Raw genomic sequence first — 22333 nt, forward strand, 5'->3', positions numbered from 1 at the left:
CGCAGATCTTGGAGTGACAGCGCTCAACCTGACCCGGTCCCGCTTGATCGACTCGACTTCGCCGAAGTCGGGGTGTCCCAGCGCTGGGATACCGCAACATCGGCGATGTCGAGTCGATCAAGCGCTCCTGGTGGTCGGGTCGGTCAAGCGTTCGTGCGTCAGGCGAGGCTGGCGAAGAACTCGCGGATGTCGGCTACCAGGACGTCGGTGGCCTGGTGGGCGGCGTAGTGGCCACCGACGTCGCCGCGGCCGTCGACGTCGTTCTCGTACGCCGTCCACCGGACGATGTTCGCGTGGTCCCGTTCGGCGAAGCGGCGGATGGACTGGAAGTCGCCGGGGAACATGGCCACCGCGGTCGGGGCGGTGGTCGGTTCGGTCGGCTGCTGGTCGGCGTGGGCGTCCTCCCAGTAGAACCGGATCGACGACGCGGCTGTGCCGGTGAACCAGTAGGCGGCCACGTTGGCCAGGACGAAATCGGCGTCCAGGCTCTCGTCGAAGAGTTGGGCGTTCCAGGCGAGCAGCCCGACCGGCGAGTCCGCCAGGCCGAACGCGAGGGTCTGCGGCTGCTGGCTGTGCACCTGGTTGAAGGAGAACTTGTTCTCGTAGAACCACTGGAGGTGCCCGAGCGCCGCCTGGTCCGCCTCGGTCAGCCCGGCGAACTCGGCGGGGTCGCCGGAGGGGAACGCGAAGAGCTGGGTGACGTGGACGCCGAGCACGTGCTCCCGGTCGATCCGGCCCAGCTTCGGCGCGATCATCGAGCCGGCGTCGTTGCCGACCGCGCCGTAGTTGTCGTACCCCAGTCGGTTCATCAGCTCGGCCCAGGCGCGGGCGGTGCGGTCGTGGTTCCACCCGGCGCTGCGGGTCGGGCCGGAGAAGCCGAAGCCGGGCAGCGACGGGATGACCAGGTGGAAGGCCGGCGAGCTCGGGTCGGTGGGCTCGGTGAGTGGCGTGATCACGTCGAGGTACTCCAGCACCGAGCCGGGCCAGCCGTGGGTGAGCACCAGCGCGGTGGCGTCCGGCCGGGACGACCGGACGTGCAGGAAGTGGATCTGCTCGCCGTCGATCTCGGTGACGAACTGCGGGTGGGCGTTCAGGCGGGCCTCGACCGCACGCCAGTCGAAGCCGTTGCGCCACCGCTCGGCGAGGGTGCGGACGCGCTCGGTGCTCATTCCGTAGGTGTCGCCGGATTCGGGCAGGTCGGCGGGCCAGATCGTGCGGTCCAGGCGGGCGGCCAGGTCGTCGAGTGCGGTCTGCGGGATCTCGACGCGGAACGGGCGGATCGCGGTGCCGGTCATCTCGGAACTCCTTCGGAACGGAATGTTTCGTTCTGCAATCACGGTAGCAGACCGGAACGATCCGTTCCACTGATAGTCTGAGGTCATGTCGACGTCACCCGAGAAGACGCTGGGCGGCCGCCGCGCCCAGGCCGCCCGCAACGACGAGGTCATCCTCGAAGCCGCCCGCGCGGTCTTCCTGGACGACCCGAAGGCCCCGATCGCTGCCGTCGCCGAACGCGCGGGGGTCGGCATCAGCGCCCTATACCGGCGGTACGCGAGCAAGGAGGACCTGCTGCGGCGGCTCTGCCACGACGGGTTGCGCCGGTACATCGCCGAGGCCGACGCGGCCCTCGCCGAGCCGGACGTCTGGACGGCGTTCAGCACCTTCCTGGTCGGCGTGGTCGATGCCGACGTGCACTCGCTCACCGTCCACCTGGCCGGCACCTTCACGCCCACCGAGGAGATGGGGCGGGACGCGATGCGCGCCGGCGAGTTGGCCGCCGCCCTGTTCGAGCGGGCACGCGCCAGTGGTCGGCTGCGCCCGGACGTCGTCGTACAGGATCTGGGCCTGCTGTTGGAGGCGTGCGCCGCGGTGCGCGTACCCGATTCGAAGCGGACCGCTGAGCTGCGCCGCCGGCAGCTCGCGGTGCTGGTGGGGGGCCTTTCGGCCGCGCCGACCACGGACCCGTTGCCTGGTCCGGCGCCCGCCGCGGGCGAGTTCGACTGGCGGTGGCGTCGCCGGGAGTGACAGGTGTCACAGCGCTAAGGTTGAGCGGAATACGCTCAACTCTGGTTGTGTCCAACCCAATGGACATCGCCGATCCGGGGGAGCCCATGAACACCGAAAAACTCACCACCAAGAGCCGCGAGACCATCACGGGCGCCGTCGCGCTGGCCAATCAGCGTGGCCACGCCACCGTGGAGCCCTGGCACCTGCTGCTGTCGCTCCTGGACACCGACGGCTCGACCGCCACCGGCCTGCTGCGCGCCGTCGGGGCCGACCCGACCGAGCTGCGCAGGGCCGCCCAGCGCGCTGTCGACGCCCTCCCGGCAGCCCGGGGCTCGAGCATCGCCGAGCCGACACTGGCCCGGGAGTTCGTCAACGCCATCGGTGCCGGCGAGCAGATCGCCCGCCCGTTGGGCGACGAGTACACGTCCACCGAGCACCTGCTCGCCGGTCTGGCCCGGGTGGGCGGCGCGGTGTCCGGCGCGCTGAAGACGGCCGGTGCCACCGAGGAGGCCCTGGTCGCGGCCTTCCCGACCGTCCGGGGTGGCGACCGCCGGGTCACCACCGCCGACCCGGAGCAGACCTATCAGGCCCTGACCAAGTACGGCGTCGACCTCACCGCCAGCGCCCGGGACGGCAAGATCGACCCGGTTATCGGCCGGGACTCCGAGATCCGCCGTGTCATCCAGGTGCTCTCCCGGCGTACCAAGAACAACCCGGTGCTGATCGGCGAGCCCGGTGTGGGCAAGACCGCGATCGTCGAGGGCCTGGCCCAGCGGATCGTCACCGGTGACGTGCCCGAGTCCCTGCGCGACAAGAAGTTGATCTCGCTGGATCTCGGCGCGATGGTCGCCGGCGCGCAGTACCGGGGCCAGTTCGAGGAGCGGCTGAAGTCCGTCCTGGAGGAGATCAAGAACTCCAACGGGCAGGTCATCACCTTCCTCGACGAGCTGCACACCGTCGTCGGCGCCGGCAAGGGCGAGGGCTCGATGGACGCCGGCAACATGCTCAAGCCGATGCTGGCCCGTGGCGAGCTGCGGATGGTCGGTGCCACCACGCTCGACGAGTACCGCGAGCACATCGAGAAGGACCCGGCTCTGGAGCGCCGATTCCAGCCGGTGCTCGTCGGCGAGCCGACGATCGAGGACACCATCGGCATCCTGCGCGGGCTGAAGGAGCGCTACGAGGTGCACCACGGCGTACGGATCACCGACGCCGCGCTGGTCGCCGCCGCCACGCTCTCCGACCGGTACATCACCGACCGGTTCCTGCCGGACAAGGCGATCGACCTGGTCGACGAGTCCGCGTCCCGGCTTCGTATGGAGATCGACTCCCGGCCGGTCGAGGTGGACGAGATCGAGCGCGCGGTCCGCCGGCTGGAGATCGAGGAGATGGCACTGGCCAAGGAGCCGGACGCCGCCTCCGCCGAGCGGCTGGAACGGCTGCGTAAGGAACTGGCCGACAAGCGGGAGCAGCTCACAGTGCTCTCCGAGCGGTGGCAGACCGAGAAGAGCCACATCACCAAGCTCTCCACCGCCAAGGAGGAGTTGGAGCGCCTCGGTGGCGAGGCCGAGCGGGCCGAGCGCGACGGCGAGCTGGAACGCGCCGCCGAGCTGCGCTACGGCCGGATCCCCGCGCTGAAGGTCGAGCTGACCCAGGCCGAGGAGGAGCTGGCCCAGCTCCAGGCCGACGGCGCGATGCTCAAGGAGGAGGTCGGCGCGGACGACATCGCCGCGGTCGTCGCCTCCTGGACCGGCATCCCCGCCGGCCGTCTACTCGAAGGCGAGACGGCCAAGCTGCTCCGGATGGAGGAGTCGCTGGGCGGCCGGGTGGTCGGCCAGGCCGAGGCGGTGGGCGCGGTCTCCGACGCGGTACGCCGTGCCCGTGCCGGCATCGCCGACCCGGATCGCCCGACCGGCAGCTTCCTCTTCCTCGGCCCCACCGGCGTCGGCAAGACGGAGCTGGCCAAGGCCCTGGCCGAGTTCCTCTTCGACGACGAGCGGGCGATGGTCCGCATCGACATGAGCGAGTACGGCGAGAAGCACTCCGTCGCCCGCCTGGTGGGTGCCCCGCCCGGCTACGTCGGCTATGACGAAGGTGGCCAGCTCACCGAGGCGGTGCGCCGCCGGCCGTACTCGGTGGTGCTGCTGGACGAGGTGGAGAAGGCCCACCCGGACGTCTTCGACGTGCTGCTCCAGGTGCTCGACGACGGTCGGCTCACCGACGGCCAGGGCCGCACCGTGGACTTCCGCAACGCGATCCTGATCCTCACGTCCAACCTCGGGTCGTCGGTGATCGGTGACCTGACGCTCGCCGAGGAGCAGCGCCGGGAGGGTGTCCTCGCCGTGGTCCGGTCGCACTTCAAGCCGGAGTTCCTCAACCGGCTGGACGACATCGTGGTCTTCGCCTCGTTGCGGGGTGACGATCTGCGTTCCATCGTCGACATCCAGCTGGATCGGATGCGGCGTCGGTTGGCCGACCGCAGGTTGGGCCTGGAGATCACCGATGCGGCCCGGGCCTGGCTCGCCGAGCACGGCTACGACCCGATCTACGGTGCTCGCCCGCTGCGTCGCCTGGTCCAGACCGCGATCGGAGACCAGTTGGCGAAGTCCCTCCTGGCCGGCCAGATCCGCGACGGCGACACGGTCAAGGTCGACCGCGGCACCAACCCGAACACCCTCGAGGTAACCGCCGCCTGACCCCGCCCGAACGCGGTGATCAAGAGGTTTGCGTCAAGAAGTTGCCTTCTTCTGACGCAAACCTCTTGATCAACAGGGTGGGGAGCAGGTGAGCGGGGAAAAGGGTTCGGCATGTTTGGTATCGGCAAGAAGTGGGAGCGGGACCTCAACGCGGCTGTCGACACGTTGGTCACGGCTGACACGCTCGCCTTTGGTGGGGTCGGTATCGCCGGCACGTTGTTGCCGGTGACCGAGGCGTACCACCAGGTTGCGGCCACCCTCGACGACCACCCCGAGGAGGTACGCCGACAGCTCGACCGGGTGCTCGCCGACGGCACACCCGCCGGCCGGGCGTACGCGGCGACTCTGCTGGAGCGGATCGACCCGGCGGCGGCCCGAGCGGCCTGGACCTCGTTGCGGGACGACCCGAGCGAGTTCACCACCTTCGTCGGCTGTGTGATGGACCGCGAGACCATCGGCAACTACGCCACCCAGCGGCTCGCCACAGCATGATCCATTCGCCGATCGGTGCTGCCCGATCGGTCCTGCCAGTTGTCGACACCGCGCCGTACGTTGCGAGCCATGAGCCCGCCCGCCACCGTGCCGCGCCCGCCCCGCCCGGTCATCGTGACCGTCGCCTTCTGGTTGCAACTCGCCGTGGTGCTGGTGTTGCTCGCCCTGGCCGCGCTGGCGGTGGCCCAGGCGGTGCACTTCGACGGGCAGATCGACCGTGCGGTGCGACTGGTACCGGACGCGGACCCGGACGAGGTGGCCGGCGAGCGGCGAGGCAACGTCGCGATGGCGCTGATCCTCGGCGTACCGGCGGTGCTGCTCGCGGTGTGGCTGGCGGTCACCGCGGTCCCGGTCCGGCGGGGCGGCAACGTCGCGCGGATCCTGGTCTTCGTCGCCAGCGGCGCGCAGCTGCTGGTCTGCTTCGCGCAGTGCTGCTCCGCGGGGTTTCTGGTGCCCGTGCTGACCACGCCCGAGTTCGAGGGGGAGCCGCCACCGGACTGGGACGAGTGGGAGACCTCGACGTTCTTCGACACGCTCTACTCCGGCACCGACCCCTGGGACCAACTGCTCGTCCCTGTGGCAGGGCTGGGCGTGCTCACCGTCCTGGCACTCTCCGCGGGCGTGGTCCTGTTGCTGGCGCTGCCGCCGGCGCACCGGTGGTTCGTGCCCGGCAGCGCAAAGGAGACACCACCCGCCCCGGCCTGGCCGATGCCCGGTCCCGGCTACGCCATGACCGGCTACGGGTACCCGCCAGTTCCGCTCGTGCCGGGCTTCCCGCCACCGAGCCAGCACTTCCCACCCGGTTACCTGATCTGCCCCGACCCGGCCGCGCACCTGCCGCCGGACGCGTCCGGCGCGACGTCACTGCCGACCGGACCGTCGACGACGTCACTGCTGACCGGACCGTCGACGACGTCACCGGAGGACGCACCCGACGCCCCCCGCTAGGCAGGTGTCAGCGCCACTGGCCGGTCCTTGCCGCCGGGGCAGCGCCCGGGTTCCGCTCCGGCTCCCCCGAGGGCTCCACCCGACGTGGCTGAGCTGTCGGCCACAGCGCGGGCCGTCCAGGTGCCGAAGGTTGTTACCGTCTGCGCCGACGTACCTGGGGAGGTGGTCGGGTGGACGCGCTGACGACGTGCCTGGTGGCAGTGTTTGTCGTACTCGCGGTGGTCGCGATCCTCGTGTGGGCCCGCCGGCGGGCGACGAGCCGCACCGACGCCCAGGCGACAGCGCCGCCGCGCCCCGGCCCGCTCCGCCTGGCGCTGCACGACCGCGTCCGCATTCGCGACCGGGAGTACGCGGTGAGCGGGACCATCCGCCTCGTCGAGGGCGACTGGAGCTGGGTGCAGCACCTGCTCGACGACGACTCCGGCACTCACCACCGGCTCTCCGTGGAGGACGGCCCCGAGGTGGAGTTGGTGCTCTGGACGGCCGAGCCGGGCGCGACAGTCGCCCCGGGCGCCCCGAGCATCGAACTCGGCGGGCGGCGCTACACCTGGACCGAGACCGGACAGGCGCGCTACACCGCCGCCGGTGAGACCGGGCTGCCGTCGGCCGGAACGGTGCGCTACCACGACTACCAGGGGGGTGGTGGGGCGCGGCTCTCCTTCGAGGCGTACGGCGAGGAGAGCTGGCGGGTGGCCCGCGGCGAGCTGCTCGACCCCGCCGACCTGACGATCCGCCCCACGACCGAGGACCGCTGAGCCGAACGGACAGGACTCGCGGAACACGACGGCATGCCGAAGTGGCCGGTTGTCGATACGGTGTGGGCCCGATCATAGGGAAGGAGAATCGTGGTCGAATCCCAGAACACGCCGGCCCGTCAGCGGCCGTCCATCGTGTCGATTTCCGGTTATCTGCTCTACCTGTTCCTGGCCTGCCAGGTGATCAGCCTGATCATCACGCTCAGCACCATCGGTAAGACGCGCGACGCTCTCCGCGACGCGTACGCGGGCAGCACCGTCGAGAATGCCGACCAGGTTGTCGACGTCTTCGTCGCCTTCGGCATCGGAGCCGGCGTCGTGCTGTTGCTGCTCGCCATCGTGTTGGGCGTCCTGGCTCTGTTCAACAACCAGGGCCGCAACGGTGCCCGGATCACCACCTGGATCGTCGGCGGCATCATGGTCTGCTGCGTCGGTGGTGGCCTGGTCAGCAACGCGGCCGGCGGTTTCGCCGGTGGGCAGGCCAGCGGTGGCGGGCCGAGCTCCGACGAGATCCAGCGCCGCCTGGAAGAGGCGCTGCCCTCCTGGGTCACCCCGGTCAGCCTCCTGCTCAACGCGGTCAGCCTGATCGCGCTGATCGTGGCGCTGATCCTGCTGGCATTGCCGAAGGCCAACGAGTTCTTCCGCAAGCCCACCGCGGGTTGGGAGCCGCCCACCCCGGGCGCCAGCTACCCGGGGCAGCCGCAGGCCCCCGGTCAGCCCGGCTACCCGCAGTCGACGGGTGAGCCCGGCTACCCGTCGAGCGGCGAGCCGAGCTACCCGCCGCAGGCCACGGACCGGCCGGACGACACGCCGCCGACGGACCGCCCCGGGTCGACTCCGCCGTCGACGAGTTGACCGAGGGATAAGCACGACTCCGACGATCCCTCCGAGTAGGTTGCAACCCGACGCCTACCGGAGGGATTCGTCGTGTCGTACCCGGAATCGGCACCGGCCCGCCGGCCCGCCGTCGTCCTGCTGGCCGCGTGCGCGCTGCTGGTGATGGCGGTCGCCGCGCTCGCGTACGCCGTTGTCGACCTGGCGGTGCTGGGCGGCACTGTCGACGCGTTCCGCTCCGCGGCCCGGGACACCTCGGCCGGTCCGGAGCAGATCGCCGACGTGGTGACGCTGATCCGCGCGTCCGTTGTGCTGTCGGCGGTGGTGGCCGCGCTGTCCGCGCCGGTGCTCGCGGGCCTGGCCCTCGGGCTGTTGGCGGGTCGCAACGGCGCACGGGTGGCCACCTGGGTGGTCAGCGGACTCGGCCTGCTTGCCGGCTGTTGCACTGTGGCGGTGCTGGTCGGTGAACGAGCCGCACCCCTCCAATTGGGCTCCGGTGAGCAGGCTGTCGCCGAGTTGCTGGGGCTGGTCGGCGACGCGTACCCGTCGTGGTGGATCCCGTTGAACGCCGGGCTTTCCGTCGCGCAGGGGCTCGGTTACCTTGTAGTAGCTACGCTGCTGGCGCTGCCGGCGGCCAACGCCTGGTTCGGTCGTCACCGCTCGACCGCGCCGACCACGCCGTCCGCACCACAGGCGTTCACGCCTGCCCCGTACCAGCCGCCGTCGGCGCCACCCGCGCCCCCGTACCCGCCCAGGTGAGGAATCCGCCGTGCCGCTCGATCCCACGACCGTTGAGCGCCGGGCCCTGATCACCGGGGCCACGGCGGGCATCGGCGCGGCGTTCGCCCGGCGGCTGGCCGCCGACGGCTGGCATCTGGTGCTGGTCGCCCGCGACGCGGCCCGGCTGACCGAGATGGCCACCGAGCTGGGCTCGACCCACGACCGTGTCGTGGAGACGATCCCGGCGGATCTGTCCACGGACGACGGCTGTGCGGTGGTGGAGCAGCGGATCGCCGACGGCAGCCCGGTGCACCTGCTCGTCAACAACGCGGGCATCAGCCTGAACAAGCCGTTCCTGCGTTCCACGGCGGAGGACGAAGCCCGTCTGCTGCGGCTCAACGTGCACGCGGTCATGCGGCTGACGCTGGCGGCGCTGCGACCGATGACCGAACGGCGGGACGGGGCAGTGATAAATGTCTCTTCGGTCGCCGGTTTCGGCACGGCGATGCCCGGCTCGACGTACTCGGCCAGCAAGGCCTGGGTCACCAACTTCAGCGAGTCGGTGGGCCTTTCCGCGCGACCATTCGGTGTTCGCGTGATGGCTCTCTGCCCCGGCTACACGCGTACCGAATTCCACCAGCGGGCCGGCATCAACATGTCGAAGACGCCGGAATGGCTGTGGCTACGGGCCGAGGATGTGGTCGACGAAGCCCTGCGTGACCTGCGCAAAGGCAAGATGGTCAGCGTTCCGGCGTGGAAATACAAGGTCGTCGTCGCGGGCATGCGGCACGCACCGCGCCGGTTGCTCCAGGCTGTTGCGAAGGACACTCGCGGTCGCATCGGTCGCGACGAACGCTGACCCTCGGCCCGCCCACCGGGGCCAGTGATCCGCCGAGGCCCTGCTGGCGCGCCGCTGTCAGGCCAGTAGCTGAGCGTAGTCGAACATCGCCAATCATCGGTCCCCCACCGGGTTGGTCGGGGTGGACCCCGCACACGGCGTTCAGACTTGAGCAGTAACCTCTATCGCCATGGGGGACCACGACGACCTGCGTAAATTCATTACCGACCTGGCTGTGGTCCACGGACGGGTCGTGCTCTCCTCGGGGCGTGAGGCCGACTGGTACGTGGATCTGCGGCGCGTCACGCTCCATCACCGGGCCGCTCCTCTGGTCGGCCGGGTGTTGCTGGACCTCACCGCCGACTGGGAGTACGACGCCGTCGGCGGCCTCACTCTGGGCGCGGACCCTGTCGCGCTCTCGATGCTGCACGCCGCTCCGACCGATCGAGCCCTGGACGCCTTCGTGGTGCGCAAGGCGGGCAAGGCGCACGGTCTACAACGGCGGATCGAAGGACCGGAGGTGGCCGGCCGTCGGGTGTTGGCGGTGGAGGATACGTCCACGACAGGCGGAAGTGTGTTGACCGCTGTCGAGGCACTTCGCGAGGCCGGGGCGGAAGTCGTGGGCGTGGCGGTTATTGTTGATCGAGGCGCCGGCGACGCGGTGCGAGCCGCCGGATTGCCGTACCGGGCGGCCTTTACGTTGGCTGACCTCGGCCTTGTGGCGTAAAAGTTTGCCGATTCGGATCTGCTGATATGCAGGCGGATCGATGCTGCTGGTGGAAGGATGGAATACGTGGGAACTGCGTTGGCCGAAATGACTATGCCTCAGATCTCGCCGCTTAACGGCGAGCCGATCGAACGTGCCGATGCCGAGCGTCTCGCCGGGGTCCTCAAGGCCCTTGCCGACCCTGCTCGGTTGCGGCTGCTCAGCCTGATCCAGTCGGCCCCCGAGGGCGAGGCGTGCGTCTGTGACCTGACCGCGCCGCTCGGCCTCTCTCAGCCGACGGTCAGTCACCACCTGCGTATCCTCACCGAGGCCGGTTTGCTGCAGCGGGAGAAGCGCGGTGTCTGGGCGTACTACAGCCTGGTCCCGAGTGCGATCGCGACGATCGCCGACCTGCTGACCCCGCCGCGTAAGCGAGCCACCAAGAAGGCCCGCTGACGTAGGCACAACACGCCGTCCCGCGTCGGGGACGGCGTCTGGTGACGAGCCAGGGGTGGCGTCACCGGTAGGTGACACCTGCTCGTCCCCGGTCGCACCACCGGAGGCCGGGTACGACATGCCGACGGCCGACCCCCTCGCCAGGGGGCCGGCCGTCGTCGTATGCCAGGTCAGCGATCCTGACCGTGCTCCGGGGGTCGGCGGTCGTGCTGGTGGTGCCCGTCGTGGTCGAACGCCTCACGCGCCGCCTCCACGGCGCCGGCGGCACTGGCCGCCGCGACCACCGCGACTGCCTCGCCGCGCTTACGAGCCCGCCGGTCGCGGAGGAACTCGAAGAAGATCGGCAGCACCGAGATCACGATGATCAGGGCCACCACCGGCAGGATGTAGTGGTCGATCTTGTCGCCGATGGCCTGGTAGATCTGCTCCGCCAGCAGGTAGCCGATCAGCAGAATGCCGTCCACCCAGAGCACCGCGCCGACGATGTTCCAGAGCAGGAACTTCCGGGCCGGCATGCCGAGCGCGCCGGCGACCGGGTTGAGGAACGTCCGAACGATCGGGATGAAGCGGGCCAGCACCACGGCCTTCGCCGGCCCGAACTTCTGGAAGTAGTACTCGGCCTTCTCCACGTACTCCTTCTTGAAGAGCCGGGAGTTCGGCCGCTCGAACATCGGCCGGCCGTACCGGGCACCGAGCCAGTGCCCCAGCTGGGCGCCGACGATCGCGCAGATCGGACCGCCGATCAGCAGGCCGGTCAGAGAGAGGCGGGTGCCGTCGCCGAAGATCGCGTCCGCCACCGGCGACGAGGCCACCCCGGCGAGGAACAGCAGCGAGTCGCCGGGGAAGAAGAAGCCCACCAGCAGGCCGGTCTCGGCGAAGAGGATCACCCAGACGCCGATCAGCCCGAAGGTCTGCAAGAGCTCCTTGGGATCGAGCGGGTTCAGGGCGACGCTCTCCCCGAGAGCGCGGATGTTCTCAGCTGTGTCCACGGCCACATAGGGTACCGAAGCCCCTGGCCCTGGCCGCGCCGGACCGGCCTGTCGCCACCCGCCCGTGCGGGTGGCTCAACGACGGTGCCCCGCCGACCGTGGCGGTCGGCGGGGCACCGGTGGTGCTGGGTGGATCAGGCCACGAAGCGGGTCCGGCGGCGCTTGGCCACCAGGTAACCGCCGACGCCGGCCGCGAGCAGCAGCGCGCCGAGACCGGCGATCAGACCGGTGGACTGGCCGGTGACCGGCAGACCACCGTTGTCGTCGCCCTGGCCGCCACCGTTGCCGCCGTTACCGCTGTCGGCGGCGTTCACCAGGATCTTGGCGATGTCGTTGGCCGGCTTCAGGTCCTCGGTAAAGCCGTCACACTCGCACTTGGCGTTGATGGTGACGGTGCCCGCCGCGTTCGCGATCACCTTGTCGATCCGCAGGCCGATCTCGACCGTCTGCTCCTCGCCGACGCCGATGAAGATGTCCGGGTAGCAGCGGTAGAGCTTCGCGCCCGGCTTTCCGGCGTTCTCCCAGTCCTGCTGGTCACCGTTGAGCGGTGCGCAGACCTCGGGGACCTCGACCGCGGTGGTGCCCTCCGGAACGGCAATGTCGATCTTCGTGACCGGCGAGCCACCCCGACTGAAGTCCAGCGCCGCCGGGCCGTCGTTGCGGACTCCGACGGTGGCCTTGACCACGTCGCCGGCCTCGCCGGTCAGCTGGGCGCCGAGCGCCACCAGATCAGCGCCGTTCTTGCCGTTGACCTTGATGGTCATGCTGGACCAGTTGTTCATCGGGTCGGTGTCGGCCTGGAAGCCGCGCGCCGCCACCTTGGACGGGACCTCCGGAAGGGTCAGGATCGGACCGTTGCCGGGCTTGCCCACCGAGAAGCCCCCGGCCTGGAGGTACGCGTTGAAGTCCTCGAACTCGGCGACGGTCAACCATTGGTAGCCGCCGTACTCGTTGCCCGGCGCGTAGGTGTCCTTGCCAAGCAGGTAGGACAGTGATGCCGACCGGGCCGATCCGGCGGCAGTCACCTCGGAGAAGGAGCAGGTCCGCAGCCGACCATCGTCGTAGGTGCAGTTGCTGAACTGCTGGTCGGGGCGGATCGAGTAGTCCAGGTCGAAGACCGCGACCGCTCCCTTGGCGTCGGTCTTGCCAGCGTTGCTGAGCGTCAGCGGTGCGCTGAACGTGCTGCCGGGAGCGGCCGACACCTTGTGCTCCTCACCTGGAGCTGCCAGGTCGACGCCCTCACCGATCCGAACCTTGGCGGTGTGACTGGCCGGAGCGATACCTTCGGCGCTGACCGTGACCTTGAGGTTGCCGGTGGCACCGTCGGCCGCCTTCGCGGTCGGCGTCATCACCACGCTGAAGAGGCCGCCGTAGGCCCACTCGTAGAGGTCGATCTCGAAGGGGTCGGTGCAGGCCAGAACGCCGGTCTCCGGCGTCTCGCAGCCCCAGGTCGAGGTGTCGGCCTTGATGTCGACGATCCCGTCAAGGTTCCGGTAGTCGTACGTGACGGTGAGGCCTTCGACAACCACCGGCTCGGAGGCGAACAGGAGCGGGGAGTCGATCTTGCCTTCGGATCCGGCGGCAAGCGTGTTGTCGCTGAAGTACACGCCCAGTTCGACGGGCGCTTCCTTGGCTGCGGCCGGGCTGGCGGAGGCGGCGACGAGCGCGCCTGCTACGCCGACTCCCGCGAGCCAACGCCGGGCGGAGTGGTTGAGCATGAGAGGGGTTCCTCCAGTGAGGGGGATTCAGGTGGAGCCCGTGGATCTTAAGGATCCGTTAAGGTTCGCCGCCGCCCCGGACGTCGCTCGGCGATGAAGACCAGCCGAAAGGTTGATCAACCCAACCGCAATGTTCCGTGCATTCGCACCCGTCATCTGAGGCAGGAGCCCCGGGAGGTGCAGTGACGTACGAGGAGTTCGCGGACACGCGGCTGGCCCCGCTACTGCGGTACGCGGTGATGCTCACCGGCGATCCGCACCACGCCCAGGACCTGGTCCAGGAGACCATGGTCCGGGTCCAGCTCAACTGGCGACGGGTATCCCGAGCGGACTCGCCCGAGCGTTACGTACGCCGGATGCTCACCAACCAGTACGTCGACTGGCGGCGCGGTTCCTGGGTTCGCCGGGTGCTGTTGCGCGAGGAGCCCGACGCGTCGGTGCCGGCGTCAAGTGACCACGCCCAGTCCGCCGTGGATCGGGACCAGGTCTGGTCCTGGCTGGCCCGGCTGCCGCGTCGGCAGCGCGCCGCCCTGGTGCTGCGCTACTACGAGGACCTGCCCGACGCGGAGATCGCCGACGTCCTCGGTTGCGCCGTCGGGACCGTCCGTTCGTCCATCTCCCGGGCCCTGGCCACGCTCCGGGCCGAGTACGTGGAGGCGTGAACATGATTGAGGACGATCTGCGTGCCGCGTTCAGCCGGCACGAGCCGCTGACCCCGCCGACCGGTCCCCTGCGGGCCGCGATCGACCGGCTGGCGACCGTCCGGCGGAGGCGTCGTCGCCGGTGGCAGGCGGGTGGCGCGGCTCTGGCCGTGCTCGGCGTCCTGGGAATCGGGGTGCCGCTGCTCACCCCGGAGCGGGTCGGGCCGCCGTCGGCCGCCGAGTTGATCGGCGAGTCCGGTCGGCCCGTTGCGTCCGGCGCGGTGAACATCCTGGTGCTCGGCATCGACCGCCACACGACCCAGCCGCCGCTGGCCGATTCGGTCCTGCTGCTGCACATCCCGGCCGACCGCAGCCGCCCGTACCTGATCTCGCTGCCCCGTGACCTGAAGGTGCCCATCCCCGGGCACGGTGCCGGCAAGCTGAACTCAGCGTTCGTGTTCGGTGCCAAGGGCGACGAGCCGGACCTGGCCAAGGGGTACGAGTTGACCCGGCGGACGGTGGCCGACCTGACCGGCGTCGACGTGCAGGCCGGCGTGGTGCTGACGTACTCCGCTCTGCGCTCGCTCACCGACCAGGTGGGCGGGGTGCCGGTGTGCCTGCCCCAGCAGGTGGGGTCGGCCCACACCCGGCGGGTCTTCCCGGCCGGATGCCAGCGCCTCGACGGTGCCGCCGCCGTCGACCTGCTGCGTCAGCGGCGTGGGCTGCCCGGGGGCAGCCAGGACCGCGACCGCAACGGCCGGCTCTTCGCGGCCGGACTGGTCCGCGCGGCGTCCGACCGGGACGTGCTCACCGATCCGGTACGCCTCGCCAAGCTGCTCGCCGTCGTCGGCCCGGACATCGTGGTGTCACCTGACCGGTCCGCGCTGCCGGACCTGCTGCGGCTCGTCCCCGCCCTGCGGTCGGTCGACCCGGTCGGGCTCACCCTGCCGATCAGTGAGCCGATCGGGCCGGGCTACTACCTGCACCCCGACCCGGATGCCGCCCCGGAGTTGCTGACCGCGCTGCGCGAGGACCGGCTCGGCGACTGGGCGGCCCGCAACCCCAAGCTGGTCGACAGGGCCCGCTGAGTCGTCAGCGGTAGTCGTCCTCGTCCCCGGTGACCACCCGGGCCTGTTCCATCGCGTCCCAGTCGCCGACCTCCAGGCCACGGTGCGGTTCGCCGTCGACGTCGTCCGGGCCGACGCTGGTGGCCTGTTCGACCGCGTCGGCCGGCTCGGCCTCCGGGTCCCGCTCGTCCGGGGCGAGGTGGTCGCCGGGCGTGAAGTCCTCGTCGGGCTGACCCATCGTCCCTCCCGGGGTCTCGGGGCACGGTCTCCACCCACCGTACGGGGTGGGGCGGGCCCGCGCCGGGAAGGGAGTAGGCGGAATCAGCCCTCGACGACGCGACCCGGTGCCAGGATGGGTGACGTGGGCTTCCTCATCCGACTGGCGATCACCGCGGTCGCGCTGTGGATAACCACTCTGATCGTGCCCGGGGTGGACGTGCACGGACGCTCGGGCGGCAACACCGTCCTCACCCTGATCGTGGTGGCGCTGATCTTCGGTGTGATCAACGCCGTGCTCAAGCCCGTGATCAAGGTCGTCGGCTGTGTGTTCTACCTGCTGACCCTGGGCCTGTTCGCGCTGGTGGTCAACGCCCTGCTGTTCCTGCTCACCGACCGGATCGCGCGCGGGCTCGACCTGCCGTTCCAGGTGGACGGTTTCTGGGCGGCGTTCTGGGGAGCCATCGTGATGACAGTGGTCACCTGGCTGATCAGCGTCATCGTGCCGGACAACCTGGACCGTCGCTGAAGGGCTGACACCCAGGGTCGGTTGTTCCGGCGCACGCCACCTGCGGGATACTGCCGGGCGGAGGACAGCGCGGTCCGGCGCACACGTGAACAACAGCGGCCAGCACGGCCGAGAGTGGTAAGTAAGGAGCGCATCACATGCCCATCGCTTCCCCCGAGGCCTACGCGGAGATGCTGGACCGCGCCAAGGCTGGCCGGTTCGCGTACCCCGCGATCAACGTGACCTCCTCGCAGACGCTGAACGCGGCGCTCAAGGGCTTCGCCGACGCGGAGAGCGACGGCATCATCCAGGTCTCCACCGGCGGTGCCGAGTACCTGTCCGGCCCGTCGATCAAGGACATGGTCACCGGTGCTGTGGCGTTCGCCGCGTACGCGCACGAGGTGGCCAAGAAGTACTCGGTCAACATCGCGCTGCACACCGACCACTGCCCGAAGGACAAGCTGGACAAGTTCGTCCGTCCGCTGATGGGCATCTCGCAGGAGCGGGTGAAGCGCGGCGAGGAGCCGCTGTACCAGTCGCACATGTGGGACGGTTCGGCCGTGCCGGTCGCGGAGAACCTCCAGATCGCCGCCCAGCTCCTCGACGAGGCCGCCAAGGCCAAGATCGTCCTCGAGATCGAGGTCGGCGTCGTCGGTGGCGAGGAGGACGGCGTCGAGAACGCCATCAACGACAAGCTCTACACCACCACCGAGGACGGCCTGGCCATGGTCGAGGCGCTCGGCCTCGGCGAGAAGGGCCGCTACATGGCGGCCCTGACCTTCGGCAACGTGCACGGCGTCTACAAGCCGGGCAACGTGAAGCTCCGCCCCGAGATCCTCAACCAGATCCAGGAGGCGGTGGGCGCGAAGTACGGCAAGGACAAGCCGCTCAGCCTGGTCTTCCACGGCGGCTCGGGCTCCCTCCTGAGCGAGATCCGCGAGGCCCTGGACTACGGCGTGGTGAAGATGAACATCGACACCGACACCCAGTACGCCTTCACCCGGCCCGTCGCGGACCACATGCTCCGCAACTACGACGGCGTGCTGAAGATCGACGGCGAGGTCGGCAACAAGAAGCAGTACGACCCGCGCGCCTGGGGCAAGGCCGCCGAGGCCGGCCTGGCCGCCCGGGTCGTCGAGGCGTGCGAGCACCTGCGCTCCACCGGCACCACGATGACCAAGTAACGACGTACCACCGACGGCCGGCTCCCCGCGTGGGGGCCGGCCGTTTCGTCGTCAGGCGGTCAACAGGCGGACGGCCTCGTGCACGTCGTCGGTGAGGTGGATCGACGCCGACAGGTCGCCGAACGGGGACGCGGCCAGCAGCGGACGCAGCAACGACTCCACCGGCAGCTCCTGAGTCCAGTAGGCCCGGTCCAGGAAGATGTACGCGCCACTGACGCCGTCGGTGCCGTAGTAGGTCTTGGTGGCCGCCTGGAACACCTCCTGCACGGTGCCCGCCCGCCCCGGAGCGAAGACGATGCCTCCCCGGGCCAGCCGCAGGATGGTGTCCTCCCGGATCGCGTTCGAGAAGTACTTCGCGATCCGCCCGGCGAACAGGTTCGCCGGTTCGTGCCCGTACAGCCAGGTCGGGATGGCCAGTCCACCCGCACGCGCCCAGCCCAGGTCGTCACCCCGCTGGCGGGGTACGCCCGCGTACCGCTGTCGGACCGTCAGCGCCGTCGCCGTGTAGCGGTGGTGGTCGGTGAAGTCGGGAGCGGTGGCCAACAGGTCGATCGCCGCCGTCACGTCGGTCGCCGGCCGGTCCGCCAGGTAGGCGCCGAGGTTCGCCGCCTCCATCACGCCGGGTCCGCCGCCGGTCACCACCAGGCGGTCGGCCCGTGCCAGCTCCCAACCCAACACCGCCGCCATCCGGTACGCGGGACTGCCACGCCGTACCGCGTGGCCGCCCATGATGCCCACCACCGACTGCGGACCGTGGCCGGCCAGCCAGGCTCGGGTGGCGTCGGCCAGCGCGTTGTCCACACCGTGATCGTGCAGCCGCTGGCCCAGCGCCTCCTTGACGTCCGGCAACGCGCCGCCGTGCGCCCGGTAGTGGTCGTACACCCGGGTGTCGTACATCCCGGTGAACCCGCCCTCGACGAACCCGGCGGCCAGGTCCTCGGGGGTGTAGAGGTGCGTCGGCTGGGTCGGGTACGGCAGACCCGAGAACGGTGGCACCACGTTCGCGCCGCGCCGGACCAGGTCGGCGCCGACCTCCCGGGACGCGAACCGGCAGCCCACGAAGAGGGTGCCCGCGACGTCGATGCCGGTCAGGTCGGGCACCGGCGCGAGGTCGAGACGCAGGCCCTGCACCGTCAACCCGGTCAGGCGACCGGTGGCCAGTTGCTGACGCAGCTCGTCCGGGGTCTGGATCTCGCCGGCGTGCAGGTGCGGCTCGATGACGTCGGCGGGAGGTGGGGTCGGCACCGGGCCATCCTGCCCCTTCGGCCGGGGCTGGCCAAACGGCGGGACCGGCGGGAGACGACAGAAGCCCGGTGACCGTGGCCACCGGGCTTCTGCGTTACCGGTTCCTGGGGAGGCTCCGGACCATTAGTTGTAGTGGAAAACACCTGGCGGCGGCATAGGCCGCAGGCGTGACCAACTCCTCAGCCGTTCAGCGGAACGTGTCGGCCGACCCGCTCGCGTGTCGCCCTGTCCAGCGGGTTGAATGGGGCGATGCAGAACCTTTTGCCAGAGCCACCAGCCACCCGGCTGCCCGCGAACGACGCGGCCGACGCCGCCCTGGCTGCCGCCGACGAGGCCGGCACCGACGAGGCGTTCGCCAGCGTGGCGGCCGGCTTCCCGACCTTCAGCGCGGCCTGGGCGGAGCTCGCGGCCCGGGCGTTCGCGCAGGACCAGGTGGTGACGGCGTACGCCTACGCGCGCACCGGCTACCACCGCGGCCTCGACCAGCTGCGTCGCAGCGGTTGGAAGGGGCACGGCCCGGTGCCGTGGTCACACGAGCCCAACCGGGGCTTCCTCCGCTGTCTCTACGTGCTGTCCCGGGCGGCGGACGAGATCGGCGAGGCCGACGAGGCGGCCCGCTGCGCCCAGTTCCTGCGTGACTGCGACCCGGAAGCAGCGGACGCCCTGGCGAGCAACTGACCCCGCTCCGACGGCCGGCCCGGTCCCGGGCCGGCCGTCGGTGGCTTAGGGCCTGTGTCAAGGCCCTCGGTCGAGCCGAGGCGGAGTCCAGACGGCGGTCCGGTAAGGCGGAAGTTCGTCCGGATACCGGTGTTGTATCCGGACGAACTTCCAACGCGGCCGGTCGTCGTTTGGGCCCGCCGCAGGCCGGCCAGGGGCTTTGACACAGGCCCTAAAGCCCTTCGGCGACCGCGGCGGCGATCTTCAGCCAGGCGTCCCGGGTGGCCGAGGAGAGCCCGCCGTAACGGATCGGCTCGCCCGTGTCGATGAGCCGTTCGTAGGGGGCCAGCAGCACGGCCCGGGTGCGGGCCGCGAAGTGCTCCTGGATGGCCGGTAGGTCGATCTCCTTGCGGGACGGCGGCATCGACACCACCGTCACGGCCTGGCGGACCAGCCGTTGCCGGCCACTCTGCTCCAGGTGGTCGAGCATCCGGGCGGCGGTCTCCGCCGAGTCGTTACGGGCCGACATGGTGACCACCAACTGGTCGGTGGCGTCCATCGAGGCCTGCCAGTTCTGCGCCCGGACGTTGTTGCCGGTGTCGACGAAGATCAGCTTGTAGAACCGGCTGACCACCTCGCGGATCTCGGCGAACGCGGCAGCTGTCAACATCTCGCCACCGGTGGCCGACTCGTCCGACGCGAGGACGTCGAACATGCCCTCGCCCTGCGAGCGCACGTACTGCGACAGGTCACCGACCCGCCCGTGTGCGCCCTGGAACTGCCCGAGGTCACGCAGCATGTCCCGGACCGTCCGGGAGTGGAAGTCCTGTTGGGCGCGCATCCCCAGGGTGCCCTGGGTCTCGTTGTTGTCCCACGCCAGCACGTAGCCGCCGCGCTTCTGGCCGAACGTCATCGCGAGCAGCAGGATGGCCACCGTCTTACCGGCGCCGCCCTTCGGATTGACCACTGTCACCTGCCGCAGCCCGCCGAAGTTGCGGCGCACCATCTCGATGTCCCGCTTGAGTTCCTGCTCGTGCCGGCCTGGAGAGAGCCGGAGCAGACCCATCTTGTTGACCACCGCGCGTACACCCATGGTGGCGACCGGGTCGGCGGGTCGGACCTGTCGGCGTCGGCTGAAGTCCTCGGCGGTCGGCACCGGTGTGGACTCCGGAGTCCAGCTCGCGTCCGGGTATCCGGTGGCGTCCGGGTAGCCGGTGGTCGGCACGCGCGCCGCCCCTTCGGCCTCCTGGAACGGCTGGCCAGGCGGGACGCCGGGCGGGCCCTGCTGCCACGGCGGCGGGTACCAACCAGGCGACGGCGGGTACGGGCCGGGCGGTGCGGCCGGCTGAGCAGCCTGCTGCGGCGGGCTGCTGAACTGCGTCAGGTCGGGCGGGGGCGGAATCGACGCCGGGCTGACCTGACCCGGGATCGCCGGGGCGACCGACTGCCCGGCCGGACCGGGACCGGCCTGCGCCACGCCGGGGTGCGGCGCCGGCGGGGCGGGGATCGGGGGCGTCCCGGTGCTCTCGTCGGTGGCCGGTGCCCCCGCTGGGCGTTGCGGAGGGTACGCCCACGGCGACTCGTTGGCCGGCCGTGCCGCCGCGCCCTCCCCGCCGTTGCCCTCGGCCGGCGGCGTCGGCGCGGAGTCCGTCGGCGGCGCGGCATCCGCGGCGGTGCTCCGGCCCGAGGGCGTGCCGGCCGTGGTGGGGTTGCCGGCAGGCGTGCCGGCCGTGGTGGGGGTGCCCGGGGCAGGGCTGCCAGCTGGGGTAGGGGTGCCGGCGGCGGTGGGGCGGTCCAGGGTGAAGGGCAGATCCAGGTCGACGCCGCCCGGGGTGCTCGTGCCCGGCGGGGCGGGGACGGCGGCCGTGCCGCGATCACCGGTCGGCACCTGCGCCGTACCGGCCGCCGTGCCCGTCGACTCGGGTCGGTTCGCCGGTGCGAAGGCCGTGGGCGGTGCGGTCGTGGCTGGTGTGCCCGTGCCCGCAGCTGGGCCGGAAACCCCGCCGCCGCCCGGAACACCGTTGTTCCTGGGAGGGCTGTCCGCCTGCGGCGTGACGGTGGCCGGCGGACCGGGCGGCGTCGACGCGGCGGGCGGATCAGCAGGCGGTGGCCAGCTCGCCTGTGCAGGCGCCCACCCCGACCCTGCGCCTGAGCCCCACGCACCGGGCGGTGGAACGGCACCGCTGAGCGACGGATAGTCGGCCGGAGACGGCGGCGGCAGGGGCGCTGCCCCCGGCTGGCCGGGAACCGGCGGCCGGTTGATCGGCGGCGCGGCCACCGGCGGCGTCACCGGCCCGGACGCGACCGGCGGCGGAGCGGTCCGCTGCTCGGCGACCGCCGCCCACGGCGGCACGACAGTCCCCGCGCCCCGGTCGGTCGGATCCGGTGGCCAGAGTGGTTCGATGTCCCGCTCCGGCGCCGGCTGCTGGCCGTGCACCTGTGCCCGGTCGGCGTTCTCGTCCATTACGGCCCTCCCCAGTCCTCCTGCGAGGATAGGCGCAACCGCCCACGGAGGCCGGTCGGCGCAGCCGAGGTCAGCTCGACCAGACCGCCCAGGCCCCCGGCTCGACCCACCAGGAACGCTTCCGGGTCAGCTCGCCCTCGACACCATCGTCGAGGTACGGCACCTTCCCCTCCCGGGGCAGCACCGAAACCGCCCGGCCCCGGGCCCGGCGGACTTCGAGGCGTACCCGCTTGCGACCCAACGCCGAGCGGACGACGACCGGCACGGCGACGGCGACCTCGACCTGGCCGTCGGCCGGGTCCGGCGCGGTCAGCAGCGTCACGTCGTCGAGCGTCGCGTACCCGCCGGCGTTGCCGACCGCACAGGCCAGCAGCGGTTCGTCACCGTCGGTGAGGATGGTGTCGTCCACCTCCACCCGGGCACGCCACCGCAACGGCCGGCCGGCGTCGTCGGCGGCGCCGAGCAACGCGCCGTCCAGGGTCACCGAACCAGCGTCGTTGCGCAGCAGATCCAGTCGGCGAGGCGTGCCGTCCACCACCGCGGCGGCCACCGCCGCCGGGTCACGGGGCAGCCCGAGCTGCGCGGCCAGGTCCCGCTGGGTGCCGCCACGGGCCGGGTCGAGCGGGAGTACGGCCACCGGCGGCAGGTCGGGCAAGGTCCGGTCGCCGGGCAGATCCACCGGACGCCGGCTCGGCGCCGGGGCGTACCGCCGCACCAGCCGGCGCAGCACGGCACGCAACTGCCCGTCGCTGGCCGTCGCGACGACCAGTCGGGTCTTGCCGTCCGGATCCGGCCAGGTCAGCCCGTCGGGGCGGGCCGGACCGTCGAGCCGGGCCAACACCGCGTCGATCTCCGCGTCGGAGCGGGCGGTGACCGTCTCCACCCGGGCGCCCCGCATGGTCAGCGCATCGGCGCAGGCCAGCACCGGCACCCGTGGGCGCTCGGTGGCGCAGTGCTCGGCGTCACCGCCGGTCCCGCTGGTCTTGTCGGTGTCGGTCTGGCTGGTCTTGTCGGTGTCGGCCTCGGCCGCACCGCCGCAGCAGGCCCCTCCGCTGCCACAACCCCCGGGAGCGTCCCGCTCCGAACCGAGGGTGAGCAGCACCACGTCGTACACGGAAGGAGCCTCCTGCCTCTCGACGCGACCCCTGCCGGCCGCGCCGTCACTACTTGTTAACCTGACACCCCGGGCTCG

Annotated in this window: 22 protein-coding genes; 15 read left to right on the plus strand and 7 right to left on the minus strand. The window is 71.0% G+C overall.

The window, feature by feature from the left end; all coding sequences use genetic code 11:
- Positions 1 to 158: 158 nt before the first annotated feature.
- Complete coding sequence (locus O7631_RS05810; protein WP_278143331.1) at positions 159 to 1295, minus strand: epoxide hydrolase family protein; 1137 nt, start codon at positions 1293 to 1295, stop codon at positions 159 to 161.
- Between the two features lie 85 nt (positions 1296 to 1380).
- Here O7631_RS05810 and O7631_RS05815 point away from each other — a divergent pair, with 85 nt between their 5' ends.
- From O7631_RS05815 to O7631_RS05860, 10 genes are all read left to right on the plus strand, one after another.
- Positions 1381 to 2025 carry a TetR/AcrR family transcriptional regulator gene (locus O7631_RS05815; RefSeq protein ID WP_278143332.1) on the plus strand — a complete coding sequence of 215 codons (645 nt, stop codon included), beginning with the start codon at positions 1381 to 1383 and terminating at the stop codon, positions 2023 to 2025.
- 86 nt (positions 2026 to 2111) lie between these two features.
- Positions 2112 to 4703, plus strand: a complete 2592-nt coding sequence (clpB, locus tag O7631_RS05820) for an ATP-dependent chaperone ClpB (protein WP_278143333.1) — start codon at positions 2112 to 2114, stop codon at positions 4701 to 4703.
- A gap of 111 nt (positions 4704 to 4814) precedes the next feature.
- Positions 4815 to 5195 carry a hypothetical protein gene (locus O7631_RS05825; protein ID WP_278143334.1) on the plus strand — a complete coding sequence of 127 codons (381 nt, stop codon included), beginning with the start codon at positions 4815 to 4817 and terminating at the stop codon, positions 5193 to 5195.
- 69 nt (positions 5196 to 5264) lie between these two features.
- Complete coding sequence (locus O7631_RS05830) at positions 5265 to 6143, plus strand: hypothetical protein (RefSeq protein ID WP_278143335.1); 879 nt, start codon at positions 5265 to 5267, stop codon at positions 6141 to 6143.
- 170 nt (positions 6144 to 6313) lie between these two features.
- The gene (locus O7631_RS05835; protein WP_278143336.1) at positions 6314 to 6898 is read left to right on the plus strand and encodes a DUF4178 domain-containing protein; all 585 of its coding nucleotides are present in this window, start codon (positions 6314 to 6316) and stop codon (positions 6896 to 6898) included.
- 90 nt (positions 6899 to 6988) lie between these two features.
- Positions 6989 to 7753 carry a hypothetical protein gene (locus O7631_RS05840; RefSeq protein WP_278143337.1) on the plus strand — a complete coding sequence of 255 codons (765 nt, stop codon included), beginning with the start codon at positions 6989 to 6991 and terminating at the stop codon, positions 7751 to 7753.
- A gap of 72 nt (positions 7754 to 7825) precedes the next feature.
- Complete coding sequence (locus tag O7631_RS05845) at positions 7826 to 8491, plus strand: hypothetical protein (RefSeq protein WP_278143338.1); 666 nt, start codon at positions 7826 to 7828, stop codon at positions 8489 to 8491.
- A gap of 10 nt (positions 8492 to 8501) precedes the next feature.
- A complete protein-coding gene (locus O7631_RS05850; RefSeq protein WP_278143339.1) occupies positions 8502 to 9311 on the plus strand; it encodes an SDR family oxidoreductase in 810 nt (269 codons plus the stop codon).
- 169 nt (positions 9312 to 9480) lie between these two features.
- Entirely contained in the window at positions 9481 to 10017 is a 537-nt protein-coding gene (gene pyrE / locus O7631_RS05855; protein ID WP_269681664.1) for an orotate phosphoribosyltransferase, read from the plus strand.
- 57 nt (positions 10018 to 10074) lie between these two features.
- Entirely contained in the window at positions 10075 to 10452 is a 378-nt protein-coding gene (locus tag O7631_RS05860) for a metalloregulator ArsR/SmtB family transcription factor (RefSeq protein WP_030332125.1), read from the plus strand.
- 170 nt (positions 10453 to 10622) lie between these two features.
- Here the strand turns inward: O7631_RS05860 and O7631_RS05865 are convergent, their stop codons facing one another.
- Positions 10623 to 11447, minus strand: a complete 825-nt coding sequence (locus O7631_RS05865) for a DedA family protein (RefSeq protein ID WP_278143341.1) — start codon at positions 11445 to 11447, stop codon at positions 10623 to 10625.
- 128 nt (positions 11448 to 11575) lie between these two features.
- The gene (locus O7631_RS05870) at positions 11576 to 13159 is read right to left on the minus strand and encodes an LPXTG cell wall anchor domain-containing protein (protein WP_278143343.1); all 1584 of its coding nucleotides are present in this window, start codon (positions 13157 to 13159) and stop codon (positions 11576 to 11578) included.
- Between the two features lie 182 nt (positions 13160 to 13341).
- On the opposite strand from O7631_RS05870, the gene O7631_RS05875 reads away from it, so the two are divergent.
- Positions 13342 to 13821 carry a SigE family RNA polymerase sigma factor gene (locus tag O7631_RS05875; RefSeq protein ID WP_278143344.1) on the plus strand — a complete coding sequence of 160 codons (480 nt, stop codon included), beginning with the start codon at positions 13342 to 13344 and terminating at the stop codon, positions 13819 to 13821.
- Between the two features lie 2 nt (positions 13822 to 13823).
- The gene (locus O7631_RS05880) at positions 13824 to 14888 is read left to right on the plus strand and encodes an LCP family protein (protein WP_278143345.1); all 1065 of its coding nucleotides are present in this window, start codon (positions 13824 to 13826) and stop codon (positions 14886 to 14888) included.
- 4 nt (positions 14889 to 14892) lie between these two features.
- Here O7631_RS05880 and O7631_RS05885 read toward each other — a convergent pair whose 3' ends face one another.
- Positions 14893 to 15105: a hypothetical protein gene (locus O7631_RS05885; RefSeq protein ID WP_269681660.1), complete on the minus strand. Its 213-nt coding sequence runs from the start codon at positions 15103 to 15105 to the stop codon at positions 14893 to 14895.
- Between the two features lie 114 nt (positions 15106 to 15219).
- Here O7631_RS05885 and O7631_RS05890 point away from each other — a divergent pair, with 114 nt between their 5' ends.
- Together O7631_RS05890 and fbaA are read left to right on the plus strand one after the other, a co-directional pair.
- Complete coding sequence (locus O7631_RS05890; protein WP_278143346.1) at positions 15220 to 15612, plus strand: phage holin family protein; 393 nt, start codon at positions 15220 to 15222, stop codon at positions 15610 to 15612.
- 137 nt (positions 15613 to 15749) lie between these two features.
- Positions 15750 to 16775: a class II fructose-bisphosphate aldolase gene (gene fbaA, locus O7631_RS05895; RefSeq protein ID WP_145778202.1), complete on the plus strand. Its 1026-nt coding sequence runs from the start codon at positions 15750 to 15752 to the stop codon at positions 16773 to 16775.
- Positions 16776 to 16826: 51 nt separating this feature from the next.
- On the opposite strand, the gene O7631_RS05900 is transcribed toward fbaA, so the two are convergent.
- On the minus strand, positions 16827 to 18020 hold the full coding sequence (locus O7631_RS05900) for a hypothetical protein (RefSeq protein WP_278143347.1): 1194 nt from the start codon (positions 18018 to 18020) through the stop codon (positions 16827 to 16829).
- Between the two features lie 249 nt (positions 18021 to 18269).
- Between O7631_RS05900 and O7631_RS05905 the strand changes: the two genes are divergently transcribed.
- Complete coding sequence (locus O7631_RS05905) at positions 18270 to 18698, plus strand: DUF3151 domain-containing protein (RefSeq protein ID WP_088986916.1); 429 nt, start codon at positions 18270 to 18272, stop codon at positions 18696 to 18698.
- Between the two features lie 211 nt (positions 18699 to 18909).
- Here O7631_RS05905 and O7631_RS05910 read toward each other — a convergent pair whose 3' ends face one another.
- Both O7631_RS05910 and O7631_RS05915 read right to left on the minus strand, forming a co-directional pair.
- Positions 18910 to 21141, minus strand: coding sequence for a chromosome partitioning protein (locus tag O7631_RS05910; RefSeq protein ID WP_278143348.1), 2232 nt, complete (start codon positions 21139 to 21141; stop codon positions 18910 to 18912).
- A 70-nt stretch (positions 21142 to 21211) separates the two neighbouring features.
- Entirely contained in the window at positions 21212 to 22255 is a 1044-nt protein-coding gene (locus O7631_RS05915; protein ID WP_278143349.1) for a hypothetical protein, read from the minus strand.
- Between the last annotated feature and the right edge of the window lie 78 nt (positions 22256 to 22333).

This window comes from Micromonospora sp. WMMD967 (assembly GCF_029626165.1).
GTDB classification, from domain to species: Bacteria; Actinomycetota; Actinomycetes; order Mycobacteriales; family Micromonosporaceae; genus Micromonospora; species Micromonospora taraxaci.